Source organism: Psychrobacter sp. CX5 (genome assembly GCF_057621535.2).
The window spans coordinates 1,908,681-1,923,144 of the sequence record NZ_CM177735.1; the positions used below are offsets into that span (position 1 = coordinate 1,908,681).

Below are 14,464 nucleotides of genomic sequence, written 5' to 3' on the forward strand. Positions count from 1 at the left end.
AATTAGTATAACGCTATGATTAATGAAACAATTAGTGTAAGCGTTGCAATAAGTTATTTAATGTTAATAAAGTAAACAATGGTTGCATTCTATTCTTGTATCATACATCTATATGAGACAAACCTGACAAATAAAACAAGCTGCTTATCTATAAGATAAGCAGCTTTTGAAAATAACGTTCTATTAGAAATACATCGACACTAAGTATCTAGTCGCTTCCTATTAAACTTAGGTCAATTCATAGGTTAGCTACGTAGTGCTTTTGATGACTTAGTAGTATCCACAGCGACCTTATTAGGTTTAATAGGTTTCGGCATTTTGACCAAAGCGACTTTTAGTACTTCATCAATGGTCGCCACTGGCTGAATGGTCAGACCTTCTTTTACATTGTCTGGAATATCAACCAAATCACGCTCATTAGATTCTGGTATCAGTACATGCTTAATACCACCTCGATGTGCCGCTAGAAGCTTCTCTTTAAGTCCCCCAATTCGCAATACTTTACCACGTAGGGTAACCTCACCTGTCATCGCAATATCTGGACGGATAGCGATCCCCGTCATTGCAGACACTAACGCAGTAGTTAAAGCAATACCCGCTGAAGGACCGTCTTTGGGTGTCGCACCTTCTGGCATATGCACATGGACGTCTTTAGCTTTAAAGTCTTCATAGCTGATACCAAGGGTCTCACCTCGTGCCCGAACCACACTCATGGCAGCACGAATCGATTCTTTCATCACATCACCAAGTGACCCTGTATAAACAAACTCACCTTTACCCGGCATAGTGATGGCTTCGATGGTTAATAACTCACCACCAACACTGGTCCACGCAAGCCCAGTGACGCGGCCAACTTCTGGCTCTTCTTCAGCAAGACCAAAGTCATATTGATGGACACCTAGATAGTCACTGATGTTGTCAACATTAACCACAACAGTGTCAATTTTGGTCTTTTTAGAGGGTTTAACCCCATATTTATCAATAGATTCGCGTACGACTTTACGGCAAATCTTGTTGACTTCCCGCTCAAGGTTACGCACACCCGCTTCACGGGTATAGCGTTGAACGATACTGTGCAAGGCTTCAGGCACTATCTCAATTTCGTTGTTTTTAAGACCGTTTTGCTTAATGGCTTTTGGCACCAAGTACTTCTCAGCAATATTAATTTTTTCATCTTCGGTATAACCGGGTAGACGAATAACTTCCATACGATCGAGAAGCGCTGGCGGTATATCCATGCTATTGGCGGTACAAATAAACATCACTTGAGATAAGTCTAAATCTAAATCCAAATAATGGTCATTAAACTTATCATTCTGTGACGGGTCCAATACTTCTAATAGTGCAGAAGCTGGATCGCCACGGAAGTCTTGCGCCATTTTATCGATTTCATCTAATAAAAACAGTGGGTTCTTCACTTCGACTTTGGCCAAAGATTGGACGATCTTACCGGGCATCGCTCCGATATAAGTACGGCGATGACCGCGAATTTCAGCTTCATCCCGTACGCCGCCAAGTGCCATACGCACAAACTTACGACCAGTGGCACGAGCGATAGACTCACCCAATGACGTCTTACCGACACCCGGAGGGCCGACCAAACATAGAATCGGACCACGCAACTTTTTGACACGAGATTGCACGGCTAAGTATTCTAAAATGCGGTCTTTGACATCTTTTAGACCGTAATGATCTTCATCAAGTACCGCTTCTGCTTTATCAAGCTTGATGGATACTTTGGTGGTCTTCTTCCACGGGGTATCTAAAATCCACTCAACATAGTTACGTACAACCGATGATTCACTAGACGCCGGTGGCATCATTTTTAGCTTTTTAAACTCTTGTTCTGCTTTTTTGCGAACATCATCAGGTAAGTCAGCTTCTTTTAAGCGGTTCTCAAGCTCATCTATATCGTCTTCGGCATCAAATGCACCATCACTTAAATCAGACAGCTCATTTTTAATGGCTTTCATCTTCTCATTTAAGAAGTACTCACGCTGATTGTTTTCCATTTGTCGGCGTACAGCGTCCTGTATATCTTGTTCGATAGATTGTTCAGCGCTTTGCTTTGCAAGGTACTCGGTCAAAGTATTGATGTGCAAAGCAAGATCATCTTGCTCGAGTAATTGCTGTTTGACATCAAGATCCATTGACACCCGGGTGGCGATAAAATACACCAGCTCTAACAAATCTTCGATACGTTCTGATACGCGTATCAGTTCACGACTATTACGCAGACGCGCTTCAGCATAATTGGCAAAAAGGCTACGTAATGCCTCAATAGTATTTTGTTGTTGCGTCTCATCCATCGCCAAAGTAATATCACTACGTTTGAAAATACCATGCAACTCAGTACCGACATTAAACACACTGTCAACTTTTACTCGGTATTGACCTTCAATTAGAACCTTAATACAGTTTTCATCACTGTCATGAGGCATAGTACTCACTATACGACACACGGTGCCATATTCGTAAAGATTGTCTTGGTCAATATCCTCAGTGAGCGAGTCTTTTTGAGCGACGACTAACACCAAGTCATTGTAGGACTGTTGCGCAGACTCGACTGCTTTGACAGAAGGCTCACGACCCACAAACAAGGCGATCTGCATATGCGGATATACCACGACATCACGAAGAGCCAACAAGGGTAAAGAGGTTGGCTCGGTCTCATTACTCGGTGCCACATTCATTGACTCTGAATCTGTTGGCGCTAAATCAGCGTCATCAGCAGAGCTTTCCGTATCGTTTGATTTAACGTGTTCCTGATCGATACTGTCATCATGTTGTTGCTCAACATTACTGTCATAATCTTTATCGGATTTACTCATATTTTTTCCTTTTCGTGTGACACATGTCTTCTTTATCAGAAGTGATACCCTGTCTAAAAATTACCCTATCGAGCAAGATAATTACTAACGCAACAAATTAAATACTACCAATAATAGGTTCATCGAGTCTAACTAGGATAGGTTATTTAATAGATAAGGTATAATTTCATGCTATGACTCATTAAATGGTGGTCATCGGTCTTAATTGCAAGTTTAGTTTTATTATCTTAATTCTTATTACCTTATCATGTCTTGTCTTATAAGGCTTAGCCTAACAATCGACTCGAAATTAAGTAAAATATCCGAGTTATGGTGTCATGGCAGTCTGCTTTATCTGACTGGCATTGGCAGGAAGAGGTGATCTTTTTGGGGTGAGATACTATCTAAATATTGTTATATAAGTGTTTGTTTAATCAATCAGTTCCATATCCAGGAGTAACTATTAGGAGTAAATATGGTAAATGCGGTATTGTTAGCCGTGATTGTGATGTTGGGCCTATCACTTGCAAGAGTACATGTGGTGCTTAGCCTATTAATAGGTGCTGTCGTTGGTGGGCTAGTAGGGGGGCTGGGTATCGATGCTACTTTAGTTGCGTTCCAAGACGGTATTAAAAATGGGGCTGAAATTGCGTTGTCCTATGCTTTACTGGGTGCCTTTGCCGTGGCCATCGCCCATTCAGGATTACCGCAGTCTTTATCAACTACAGTCATCAATCATATTAACCACCAGCAAGGCGGTCGCGGCATTCGCTCGATTAAATGGGTGCTGTTCTTTGGGCTGATTTTGATGAGTGTGTTTAGTCAAAACTTGATACCCATTCATATTGCGTTTATTCCGTTAATTATACCACCACTGCTGATGGTATTTAATCGCCTTAAAATAGACAGGCGTCTGCTGGCGTGTTTGATGACCTTTGGTTTGGTCACCACCTATATGTTCCTGCCTTACGGCTTTGGTGAAATCTATCTCGACCAAATTATGTTAAAAAACGTCGGTGAAGCAGGGCTTGATACCGCAAATATTTCAGTGATGCACGCCATGGCTATTCCGGCACTTGGCATGCTAAGCGGCTTATTAATCGCAGTATTTTTTAGTTATCGTAAGCCGCGTCACTATAGCTTAAGCGCCCAACCATTAGATGGAGATACTTTAAATAATGCGGGGACAAGCGCGGATGTATTGACTCAGGCCACGACTTCAGCCACTGCCCCAAGTAAAGGTAAGACACTGATAGCCTTATTAGCCATCGTAACGGCATTTATCGTTCAGCTTTATACGGACTCGTTGCTCTTAGGGTCCTTAATTGGGTTTGGCGTATTTATGGCAACGGGGGTTGTTAAATGGAACGAAGCGGACAATGTGTTCAATGAAGGCATTAAGCTGATGGCGATGATTGGCTTTATTATGATTACCGCACAAGGCTTTGCAGAGGTGATGAAAGCCACGGATCAAATTGCGCCGCTTATTGAGAGTGCCACGAATTTATTTGCGGGTAATAAAGCGGTAGCCGCTTTGGTCATGTTAGCGATTGGGCTGATTGTCACCATGGGTATCGGCTCTTCTTTCTCCACTATTCCAATTATTGCCGCCATCTACGTCCCGCTTTGTGCGGCAATGGGCTTTTCACCCTTAGCGACGGTCGCTATTATCGGTACAGCTGGTGCGCTTGGGGATGCAGGTTCACCAGCATCTGACTCTACCTTAGGACCTACCTCGGGACTAAACGTGGATGGACAGCACGATCATATTAAAGACAGTGTTATTCCGACCTTTTTGCATTTTAATATTCCGTTATTACTCTTCGGATGGATTGCAGCGATGGTATTGTAACCTGCTGTATTTGTGGTAAATTTTAAAATAAAAAAGCGAGTGACGACTATTCGACGCTCGCTTTTTTGTGGATTGAGATTAGATGTGCTAGTTATAAAAATAGCGACACACCTGCCAAATGCAGGTTAATAACAGATAAATAAAAGAGAGTAATAGCCAAAATACAAGGTTAGCCAGTGGTGGCGACGCATGCATGATAAATAATATAAAGAAGCTTAGTAGCAACAAAGTGATGGCTAACATCAGCAGGAACTTCCAGCGACTTTTTATATAAAAATCACTCACCCCCAATACAGTTATATGAAAAAACATCACCGCATTCATATTGATAATTAAGTCGATAGGATAGCTGTTTGGATCAGAATCTTTAGAATAACGTGAAGCGAATGGGTCGGGCGTATATCCCGCCATAATAATTTTATAGACAAACACTGCCCACAAAATGACAAAGACAACCTTAAAGGGATGGGCTTTTATATAATCGATAACTGAAGGTAGATACTGCCTTGTATTTTTCATATGGTCCTTTTAGAAGTTTGCCCTAGTATTTTAATGCGTTAGTTAGTCCGCAAACTTATCAATCTCAGACGTCAAATAGCCGACTAGATCATCACCACTTTCCATCAAGACTTTCAACTTGTCGGGATTAATTAAACGGCCCAATTCCTTTTGCGTAAAAAGTTGCTCTTCAGGCGATAACAGACGCTGATTAAGAGTGCTATTCTTTTGTTCTAACTGCTGCAAATGTCGGTCCACGCTATCAGCACTAGAGAGGGTGCAGGCATTATCATCATTATGGTCTGTACTCTGGTTTGAGGAGTTTAAACTTGCTTTAGCAGGTAACTTATTATCAGCACTCATTTGAACCACCTTATTTTTTTAGGGGTAATTAACGCATGAAGCGGCACATCCCACGGCTGAGTGTGTAGTTGTGGAACGACTTGGAACTCATAACACCAACCAACACGTAATGGTTTTTTACGATTGTATCTATAAGAGCGGGCTAAAGTAGTGTCATAAAAGCCACCTCCCATCCCCATACGATTGCCATGCTCATCGGCAGCGACAAGCGGACACATAATCAGATCTAATGCATCAGCATTGAGTAAGTGCTTGCTCTTAGATTCTTTCATCCCGAAGCTGTGGCGAACCGTTGGAATGCTCACTAGTTTGCTGTGATAGATAGGTGCAAAGCGGATGTGTTTATTATCCCGACCTCGAGTATTAATCACCGGCAGATAAGCCTGATAGCCCATACGCTGACACCAGTTAAGTAGAGGCTGAGTCGGTAATTCACCAAAATCATCGATATAAACACCCACTTTAGCGCCTTTAGGCAGGCGAGAGGCAAGCTTTGACAAGTGCCGACTGGCAAGACTGCCGGCATTGCGGCGCTGCTGCTCGGTTAGGGCGCGGCGCTGTTTATTAATATTACGTCGAGAAGGGTTATTGGTCATAGTTTGCTTTATAATAGTCGGGTCAAAATTTAGGGAGCTGAGTAGTAAGGGCTTGGTAAAATATAGACACAGCACTTAGCTTGAATTGTTTGACAAACTAGGCGTATTATTAACGGCATCTTATCGTAAGTGAGTGCTTACTTTCATCATGATTTTATGGCCGCTCTAAATGCGTTTGGTAGTGAGTCATGCTATCATAATTGCGCTCGATTTAACTTATACCGCCTTTGCTGGTGATCTGAGCAATCAATGCCAGTTATTTTATAGCCAGTCATTATTTTATAATCAGTAGTACCATAACAAATTCTTTTAGATTTTTATAACAAAAACAGGAGACATCATGTCAACTCGTACCGAAAAAGATACCATGGGCAATGTAGAAGTACCTCAGGATGCCTATTGGGGTGCTCAAACTCAGCGTAGCCGTGAGAACTTCAAAATTGGTGGCGAAACCCTACCTCGTCCAATGATTGAAGCGATGGCATTGGTTAAAAAAGCAGCGGCTATCACTAATGCAAGCCTTGGCCGTATTGAAGAGAGCCAGCGTGACTTAATTATCCAAGCCGCTGACGAAGTGATTAATGGTGGTCTTACTGATCAGTTCCCATTAGTTGTATGGCAGACCGGTTCTGGTACACAGTCAAACATGAACATGAACGAAGTGCTTGCTAACCGTGCGAACGAAATTGCCGGCAACCCTCGTGGTACTTATAAGCCAATCCATCCAAATGACCATGTCAATCATGCACAGTCAACCAACGATAGCTTCCCAACGGCTATTCGTGTGGCAGCAGCGCGTCAAATCAATAGCCTGTTAATCCCAGCGGTTAAAGCACTACGTGACACGCTAGACAAAAAAGCCAAAGAATTCGATAGCATCGTAAAAATTGGCCGTACACATTTACAAGATGCAACGCCATTGACTTTAGGTCAAGAATTCAGCGGCTATGTGAGCCAATTAGACCATGCTTTAACGCGTATTGACAATGCTTTACAAGGCTTATATGAATTACCACTAGGCGGTACAGCGGTCGGTACCGGTCTTAACTCACACCCAGACTATGCGGTTAAAGCCGCTGAGCAATTATCAGAGCTAACCGGCCTACCATTTGTAACGTCGCCAAACAAATTTGAAGCCCTAGCAGCTCGCGATGCCGAAGTATTTGCATCAGGTGCGCTAAAAACACTAGCGGCAAGCCTGAACAAAATCGCTAATGACGTTCGCTGGTTAGCCTCTGGCCCTCGCTGTGGTCTTGGCGAATTAACCATTCCTGAAAATGAGCCAGGCTCATCAATCATGCCTGGTAAAGTTAACCCCACTCAGTCAGAAGCCATGACCATGGTTGTGGCGCAAGTGATGGGTAATGATGTGACTATCAGCATGGCTGGTGCGTCTGGCAACTTTGAATTAAACGTTTATAAGCCAGTTATCGCTTATAACTTACTGCAATCTATCAAGTTATTGGGCGATGCCTGCAACAGCTTCAATGAGAACTGTGCAGTAGGTATCGAGCCGGTTAAAGACAAAATTGATGACTTCTTACATAACTCATTGATGTTAGTCACCGCGCTAAACCGTCATGTCGGCTACGAGAATGCGGCTAAGATTGCCAAAACCGCCTATAAAGAAAACAAAACCCTTAAGCAAGTAGCGGTAGAGCTTGATTTACTAACCGAAGCTCAGTTTGATGAGTGGGTTACGCCAGCCGATATGGTTCACCCTAAATAAGTGTGTGCTAAATTTGAGCCGCTACGGTGTTGACCGTCCTTGATGTACGACGTGTACAATCTTCGGTCGGTCGCCTTGTAGCAGACTCAAATTTAACCCACTTAAGTTTAAGTATGAATCAAGCTCAGCCTATGGCTTTTCGTGCTTTTACTTGATTGACTTGCTACTCAAATTCTGCACAGATATGCAAGATTAATAATATTGTTTATTGAATAATAAAGACCTTGTCATTTCATATGGCAAGGTCTTTTCGTTCGTGTCTCTATAAATTTTAATTCTGGAGCTATTCACGCTTTTTGCTACTATCTTGGTTCGAACGACGGCGCTCGCTAAAGCCAGTACCGTTCCTGCGCTGCGATAACGGGACTGGCTAAGCGTCCGCAACGTCGTTCTTCCCCAAGGATAGCCGCTTCAATCGTGGCTAAACCGCGTCCCAAGGCAACATCATGAGTTAATTTAAAGAATGGGTGAGGCCGTTGTTAGCCTTTTGGATTTATTCTCTCAATCTAATTCTTGTAAAAATATCGACCAGTAACATTCCATACAGAAAAAACGGCTAATAACTCACATTTTATGTTATGTTATAACAAAACATTCTAATATATTTACGCGCCAACAACAGCATAAAATCAAAATTAATTTATTATATTCTCTCAATTGGAACTAAAGTAAAACTCAACGAAAAGCTATACGCTATATATAGGGTCTGTTGAACAGACCCTAACATAGACACTAATTAGAGGCTGTTTTAGTTTCTCTTTTGGTGGTAAAGGCTTGGTTTTATTTGAAGTCATTTATCATGTTTTATTTACTCAAAAGAGGTATTTTTATGAAGACATTAACAACCTTATTATCATCTGCCATAATTTTAGCAGCAACTTTAACGTCAGGATCAGCGCTTGCTTATACTGACCAAGTTATGGATCCTGCAAAGAGCTATGATTCTGCGGTGAAAATCAGACAAGTTAATTATACTTGCCAAAATAACAATAAGATCAGTGTTAAATATGGATTTAATAAACAAAACCTACCAACATATGCGGAAGCTTATCTAAACGGGAAATCTAGATTTTTACCGATTAATCTTGGACGTTCAGACGATGTGGACACCGTATTTGGTGATGAAGAGAACTTTAGCATAATGAGTGACGCCCTACGACTTAATAACTATCATAAATCAAGCGTCAACATTCAAAATGCGAACAGTGAATTCCTTTATAAAGGCTGCGATGTTAAATCAGTCAAGAAAATTAAAGGTTAGTCCAATGAGTTAATCTCATTCGTTAATAGAAGAAAGAAAAAGACCTTGTCATAACCTATGACAATGTCTTTTTTATTATTCCGATATAATTTTAATTCTGGAGTTCATCACGCTTTACGCTACTATCGTGGCTAGATGTCACATCGGATTCTTTTAGAAAGCTATCGTTATCATAGTTAGCGTTCTCAGAATAAACAGTTTAATTTGATAGACTAAAATTATTTATTAACTGTCATCCCTTTACCGAATACGCTTCATCACATCAATCAGCCGATTGACAGGTTGGGGGTGCTCAATATCCTCTTGTATTACCCATAGTGCAAAATTTTCAGCGCAAACCTCTTCAGGACTGCTGACGTATGAAGTATTAATTTTGACAGCCTGTTTAAAGTTAGTCTCATCTCGATCGACAAACACGGGTTCCCCCTCATGCTTGATAGGTTGCATCGTCCCATTGACCTCTTCTACAGCGAGCAAACCGTCAATTGCATAGGACGTAAAGGGTAAGTTACTCTCAACGTCATACGGCATAAAAGACTGCAATAAGGGGATAAAGGTGTATTCCTGGCCTTGATAGTCAAGATCAATACCATACTCTAAATAGGGTGCATCAGGATTGGTGATTCTAAGGGTTTCAAATGGCTTAGATAAAACAACGGGTGGCACTTTATGGAAGTTGATAGTGGCATAAAGTTTGTCATGGTCTTTGGCATTATAGCGAGAATAAACATGAAAGAATTCGTGAGCCACCAGTCGATTAATGAACGCTTGCGAGTTACTGTCATTGATAAAGGTAATCGGTAAAACGATATAGTCTTCTCGAGTATAGGCAGAACCACCATTGTCTGTGCCATCGGTTAATATGATATTTATCGTTTTAGGAGCGTTTAAATTCAGCTTGGCAATCCTACTATTAAGTAAATCTACAGCTATCTTTACTTTACGTATCGAGCTGTCATCCCACTCTAGTACGGATTTGCCATAAAATGTTTTTAATTCATCTTGGCTAAGTTTATGGTCACTTTTAAAAATAGCCTGCCAGTCAAAATCGCTTAACGCGTTTATATAGGCATCTTTTGAGCTTAACCGTTTAATGGCCTCGTCTTTATTAATAAAGACAACCTCTCTTTCTTGAGAGTGAACAAGGCTTTGATTAATGCTTTGATTGCCGCTTTGTTGCGACGTAATAGGTATCTCACCCGTCGAGCTGACACAGCTACTTAATAGACTACCGGTTAATAAGCTGCCACTTAACAGGGTTGCGATAACTATTGAGGGTATGGTTTTGACTGATTTTATATTGATGAGTGCCATTAAACTTCCTGTTTTAAATGATCCGTTTTCAATGAGCTGTCCTAAATGAGCCGTCTTAAACCATCTTACTTGGCAATATAAGGATTGGCTACCCCTAATTTATCCAAAATTTCTATCTCAAAGCTCTCCATTTCGTCTTGCTCAGCCTGACCTAATTCATGATCAAACCCTAAAAGATGTAATATGCCATGTACCAAAAGATGCGTGATATGATCTTGCACCGTCTTATGTTGTTCTTCAGCTTGCGACACCACCACCTCATGACAAATCACTAATTCGCCTAAGGGTATCGCAGGCATCTCATCTAAAAGCAATAACGGCAGATCACTGGGATAAGATAAGATATTGGTCGCATAGTCTTTACCACGCGCTTCGCAATTCAACGCACGACCCTCAGTCGGATCAGTGATATAAACACCCAGCTCTTTAGGCTTCTGAAGCCATTCTGAAGACTTTAGTTCTGCAAAATAGGGCAGACGAATACCATTCTCAACTTTTTTATCCATAACGTTGAGCGTGGTTATTAATATTATTTCGATAAAGTCTACCGAATAATTAGTTTCAATAAAGTCATTCAGGAGAGATTCTGAATGACTGACATTAACGATATGGTTACTAGAGTTATTCATATGAGGACTCAGGGGTTAATTCAATGTATCGTTTAAGCTTAATAGAATCGTTCAAGTTTAATAGATTGGATATCTAAAAGCTAAGAGCTAAGAGGATGGAAAGGACTATAAAGTGTCAGACAAACAAAAGGCCAGATATAACCTATCTAGCCTTATTTCTTTGATATTAAATTCTAAACTGCTAAAAATGACACTTAAAACCAAAGAAGTAGGACCAAAGGATTGTGAGTCCTACGTTCGTCGCGAACAAAAAGCTTTAGTTGACAATAAAAGTGTATTACCATCAAATTGAATGACGCTAAGACTTTGAGTTAGCCTCAGCTTCTTTGCGCTCTTGTTCCATAATACGAGCACGTTTTCGCGCTTCTTTTAACGCTTCTTGTTCTTCATCCCAAACCCCATACGCTTCGACAATCTTTTGTACCAGCTGATGGCGTACCACATCCTTTGACTCAAATAAGGTGACGTGAATCTCATCAATCTTACCTAAGATTTGAATGGCTTGCGCAAGACCAGACTTATGACCGCGCGGTAAATCAACTTGAGTCACATCCCCTGTAATGACTGCTCGTGAGCCAAAGCCTAAACGGGTAAGGAACATTTTCATTTGCTCAGGCGTGGTGTTTTGCGCCTCATCCAAAATGACAAATGAGTTATTTAACGTACGGCCACGCATATAAGCGAGTGGCGCAATTTCGATAATTTGCTTTTCGATCAATTTGCCTACTTTTTCAAAGCCAAGCATCTCATATAAGGCATCGTACAAAGGACGTAAGTAAGGGTCAATCTTTTGAGTTAAGTCACCCGGTAAGAAGCCTAGCTTTTCCCCTGCTTCCACTGCTGGACGGACCAATAAAATACGTTCGATCTCATTGCGCTCAAGCATATCAACCGCACAGGCTACGGCCAGATACGTCTTACCTGTACCGGCAGGACCCACACCAAATGACACATCAGAGGTCAAGATACGGTTAACGTATCGAGTTTGGTTGCCACCGCGTGGGATGATTTTACCTTTACGAGTCTTTAAGGCGATAGTATTAGGAGTCTCAGGGTCAAGTTCATCGTCTTCAGAGGCTGCCTCATCAGAGTCTTCTTTAGCCGGAGTAGCGTAGCTATCAAAGTCGCGAGACATACTGGCTTGAATGATAAGGTGTAGCTCTTGCGGAGCGATATCTTCGGTAGTTTGGGCTTCATTGGCAAGTTTGTTTAAGATAAAGTCGCCACGCTCTACGGCGGTTAAATCACCTGCCAAGGTAAACTTGTGTTGGCGCTGATTGATATGGATACCAAGACGGTCTTGGATATATTTTAGATGGTTATTATATTCCCCAACGACCGTTTTGAGCTGAGGGGAAGTTAAGAAGTCTAGGTTTACTTTACGAGTGACAGTTTCAGTCAAGTTATAATCCTTATCTTGTTTATGGTTTTATTATTAAATGAGTGGATTTATTCATGGATTGATTTATGAACAGACCTCTGTTTATTATGGCTGTTTCATATCGAAATTCAAGCCAATTAGCACAGGCCTAAAGTCGAAATTTGTAAATGGTGACGTTCAAAGCAGGCATTTTATAATATGGTTTTTTATTTAAGCTGTATCAATGAGGCTGCTGATAAGTCTATTAAGCATTTTATTGGTGTAATTTATAGGTGCGGTCATGCTTAAATAAATCTCTGTTAAAGAGTAACATGGACAATAGACAAAAGTATGACAATTGCAAATATTATCCCGAGTGATTGAATGTGTATTAAAGGGTCAAATCAGGGTAAGATAAAGGGTAAAGAAATAGATTAAGAGGATTGGGTTGCGGTGAGAAAAATGGTGCGAAAAATTATAAAATAAAACAAGGCCACCAACGCAGCCTTAATCCATAAAGAGAGTCAATAAGCTTAATTATCACATTTAACTCATAAACCTAAATTATAAAGATAACTAATAAAGATAACTCATAAAGACAGTGATCAAAATAGGTAAATCAAACGAGGGTATTATGTCAATATCGCAGGCCATAACAGAGCAAACCGTTTTAATCGCAGGAGGCGGGCACGTTGGCTTGTCATTTGCCTTGTTGCTAGCTGATAAAGGTATTGCGAGTACTATTGTTGAGCGCAACCGCTATCCTAAGATGGGCCCAGAAGAGGACGCAAAACGCACGCATTATTTGGACAGTCGTAATACTGCGCTGTCACGTCGGACGGTGCAGATTTATCAAGAGATTAACCTGTGGGATGAGCTACAAAGCCATGCGTGCCGTATTGATGCAGTGCAAGTCAGTGAGCAGGGTAGCTTTGGCTATGCGCAGCTGAATAAAGAAGAAGAGAAAGTAGAGTCGTTTGGACAAGTGATGGAAAACGCTTGGCTAGGTCGCAAGCTATTGCTAGCGGTGCAGGCAAGTCCTTTGATTACCCTGATTGATGGGGCAACAGTGACCGATGTCAGAAATAGCATCAGTAACAGATCCAGTAACAGTAATAGCTCCAGTTACAGCAATCAACAATCGGGCGGCTCAGTAACGATTACTTATGATACCGATTTAGCACAGCAGCAAACGCTCAGTACAGATCTACTGGTCGCGTGTGATGGGCGCGACTCGACGGTTCGCACGTTGATGGGTATCGCCACCAAAGATTACGACTATGGGCAATCTGCTATCGTTGGCGTGGTACAGACTGACAAACCGCATGAGCATATTGCGATAGAGCGCTTTAGTCCAGCGGGGCCATTGGCGGTATTACCGTTAACCGATGGCAGTTTTAATAGTGCAGGCAACGATAACAACGCTATACAGGCGGGCTATCGACGTTCGGTGGTATGGGTCTGTAAACGCGGTGAAGAGCAGCAGTATTTGGACAATGATGAGTTGTTTTTAGCGACATTGCAAAAGGCTTTTGGACAACGTGCCGGTACATTTTTAAAAGCCGGTAGACGCGGGGCGTATCCGTTAACTCGGGTATTGGCTGATCGTCAGGTTGAAGGGCGAGTAGTCATTATGGGCAATGCGGCTCACACCTTACATCCTGTGGCAGGACAAGGGTTTAATTTATGTATGCGTGATGCGCATGTACTTGCTAAGATGCTTGCAAATCAAGTATTAAGAGGCGAGGATATTGGCGAGGCAAGTATGCTAAAAGCGTATGAGCAGGCGCGTCAAAAAGACCAAAAGCGAGTCATTCGCTTCTGTGATGCCGTAGTGCATGGCTTCACCAATACCAACCCTGCTGTCAAACTAGCGCGTAATGTGGCCTTGATTGCTTTTGATAAGATACCGAACGTCAAGCCTTTGGTCGCAAGCTACGCGATGGGTTTGAAGTCATAGCTTGGCTAATTTTTAAACGAGCTCTAAACTGCTTGGCTTTAAACTGCTTGGCTCTAAGCTATAAGTTACGTGCAGACTATTGAGACTAGAAT

General features: G+C 41.7%; 12 protein-coding genes. 5 read left to right on the top strand and 7 right to left on the bottom strand.

From position 1 onward, the window contains the following. Positions 1 to 245: 245 nt before the first annotated feature. Positions 246 to 2,693 carry an endopeptidase La gene (lon, locus tag AC21OG_RS07455; RefSeq protein ID WP_487378247.1) on the bottom strand — a complete coding sequence of 816 codons (2,448 nt, stop codon included), beginning with the start codon at positions 2,691 to 2,693 and terminating at the stop codon, positions 246 to 248. A gap of 592 nt (positions 2,694 to 3,285) precedes the next feature. On the opposite strand from lon, the gene AC21OG_RS07460 reads away from it, so the two are divergent. Beyond that, entirely contained in the window at positions 3,286 to 4,662 is a 1,377-nt protein-coding gene (locus AC21OG_RS07460; RefSeq protein ID WP_486546995.1) for a Na+/H+ antiporter family protein, read from the top strand. Between the two features lie 87 nt (positions 4,663 to 4,749). Here AC21OG_RS07460 and AC21OG_RS07465 read toward each other — a convergent pair whose 3' ends face one another. Genes AC21OG_RS07465 through AC21OG_RS07475 form a run of 3 tightly spaced genes read right to left on the bottom strand, consistent with a single transcriptional unit; the run spans position 4,750 to position 6,119 of the window. Next, positions 4,750 to 5,181 (bottom strand): hypothetical protein, encoded by a 432-nt coding sequence (locus AC21OG_RS07465; RefSeq protein ID WP_486546994.1) that lies wholly within the window; start codon positions 5,179 to 5,181, stop codon positions 4,750 to 4,752. Positions 5,182 to 5,223: 42 nt separating this feature from the next. Beyond that, the gene (locus AC21OG_RS07470) at positions 5,224 to 5,523 is read right to left on the bottom strand and encodes a hypothetical protein (RefSeq protein ID WP_486546993.1); all 300 of its coding nucleotides are present in this window, start codon (positions 5,521 to 5,523) and stop codon (positions 5,224 to 5,226) included. After that, complete coding sequence (locus AC21OG_RS07475; RefSeq protein WP_486546992.1) at positions 5,520 to 6,119, bottom strand: 5-formyltetrahydrofolate cyclo-ligase; 600 nt, start codon at positions 6,117 to 6,119, stop codon at positions 5,520 to 5,522. The genes AC21OG_RS07470 and AC21OG_RS07475 overlap by 4 nt, the downstream gene beginning before the upstream one ends. 340 nt (positions 6,120 to 6,459) lie before the next feature. Here AC21OG_RS07475 and fumC point away from each other — a divergent pair, with 340 nt between their 5' ends. Both fumC and AC21OG_RS07485 read left to right on the top strand, forming a co-directional pair. Further along, the gene (gene fumC / locus AC21OG_RS07480) at positions 6,460 to 7,848 is read left to right on the top strand and encodes a class II fumarate hydratase (RefSeq protein WP_487378205.1); all 1,389 of its coding nucleotides are present in this window, start codon (positions 6,460 to 6,462) and stop codon (positions 7,846 to 7,848) included. An 829-nt stretch (positions 7,849 to 8,677) separates the two neighbouring features. Next, positions 8,678 to 9,109, top strand: a complete 432-nt coding sequence (locus AC21OG_RS07485; RefSeq protein WP_487378204.1) for an ACP-like domain-containing protein — start codon at positions 8,678 to 8,680, stop codon at positions 9,107 to 9,109. A 240-nt stretch (positions 9,110 to 9,349) separates the two neighbouring features. Here the strand turns inward: AC21OG_RS07485 and AC21OG_RS07490 are convergent, their stop codons facing one another. Together AC21OG_RS07490 and ybeY are read right to left on the bottom strand one after the other, a co-directional pair. Continuing rightward, the gene (locus AC21OG_RS07490) at positions 9,350 to 10,423 is read right to left on the bottom strand and encodes a hypothetical protein (protein ID WP_487378203.1); all 1,074 of its coding nucleotides are present in this window, start codon (positions 10,421 to 10,423) and stop codon (positions 9,350 to 9,352) included. Between the two features lie 65 nt (positions 10,424 to 10,488). Next, positions 10,489 to 11,052, bottom strand: coding sequence for an rRNA maturation RNase YbeY (gene ybeY / locus AC21OG_RS07495; RefSeq protein WP_487378202.1), 564 nt, complete (start codon positions 11,050 to 11,052; stop codon positions 10,489 to 10,491). Between the two features lie 112 nt (positions 11,053 to 11,164). Here ybeY and AC21OG_RS07500 point away from each other — a divergent pair, with 112 nt between their 5' ends. Further along, positions 11,165 to 11,344 carry a hypothetical protein gene (locus AC21OG_RS07500; protein ID WP_486546986.1) on the top strand — a complete coding sequence of 60 codons (180 nt, stop codon included), beginning with the start codon at positions 11,165 to 11,167 and terminating at the stop codon, positions 11,342 to 11,344. Between the two features lie 6 nt (positions 11,345 to 11,350). Here the strand turns inward: AC21OG_RS07500 and AC21OG_RS07505 are convergent, their stop codons facing one another. After that, positions 11,351 to 12,454 (bottom strand): PhoH family protein, encoded by a 1,104-nt coding sequence (locus AC21OG_RS07505; RefSeq protein WP_487378200.1) that lies wholly within the window; start codon positions 12,452 to 12,454, stop codon positions 11,351 to 11,353. Positions 12,455 to 13,046: 592 nt separating this feature from the next. Between AC21OG_RS07505 and AC21OG_RS07510 the strand changes: the two genes are divergently transcribed. After that, positions 13,047 to 14,372, top strand: a complete 1,326-nt coding sequence (locus AC21OG_RS07510) for an FAD-dependent monooxygenase (protein WP_487378199.1) — start codon at positions 13,047 to 13,049, stop codon at positions 14,370 to 14,372. Positions 14,373 to 14,464 lie beyond the last annotated feature (92 nt).

Excerpts from the sequence above, each read along its gene's own strand:
- AC21OG_RS07460 (WP_486546995.1), top strand. The coding sequence starts at position 3,286 with ATGGTAAATGCGGTATTGTTAGCCGTGATTGTGATGTTGGGCCTATCA.
- AC21OG_RS07470 (WP_486546993.1), bottom strand. The coding sequence starts at position 5,523 with ATGAGTGCTGATAATAAGTTACCTGCTAAAGCAAGTTTAAACTCCTCA.
- fumC (WP_487378205.1), top strand. The coding sequence starts at position 6,460 with ATGTCAACTCGTACCGAAAAAGATACCATGGGCAATGTAGAAGTACCT.
- AC21OG_RS07510 (WP_487378199.1), top strand. The coding sequence starts at position 13,047 with ATGTCAATATCGCAGGCCATAACAGAGCAAACCGTTTTAATCGCAGGA.
- AC21OG_RS07490 (WP_487378203.1), bottom strand. The coding sequence starts at position 10,423 with ATGGCACTCATCAATATAAAATCAGTCAAAACCATACCCTCAATAGTT.
- ybeY (WP_487378202.1), bottom strand. The coding sequence starts at position 11,052 with ATGAATAACTCTAGTAACCATATCGTTAATGTCAGTCATTCAGAATCT.
- lon (WP_487378247.1), bottom strand. The coding sequence starts at position 2,693 with ATGAATGTGGCACCGAGTAATGAGACCGAGCCAACCTCTTTACCCTTG.
- AC21OG_RS07465 (WP_486546994.1), bottom strand. The coding sequence starts at position 5,181 with ATGAAAAATACAAGGCAGTATCTACCTTCAGTTATCGATTATATAAAA.
- AC21OG_RS07485 (WP_487378204.1), top strand. The coding sequence starts at position 8,678 with ATGAAGACATTAACAACCTTATTATCATCTGCCATAATTTTAGCAGCA.
- AC21OG_RS07475 (WP_486546992.1), bottom strand. The coding sequence starts at position 6,119 with ATGACCAATAACCCTTCTCGACGTAATATTAATAAACAGCGCCGCGCC.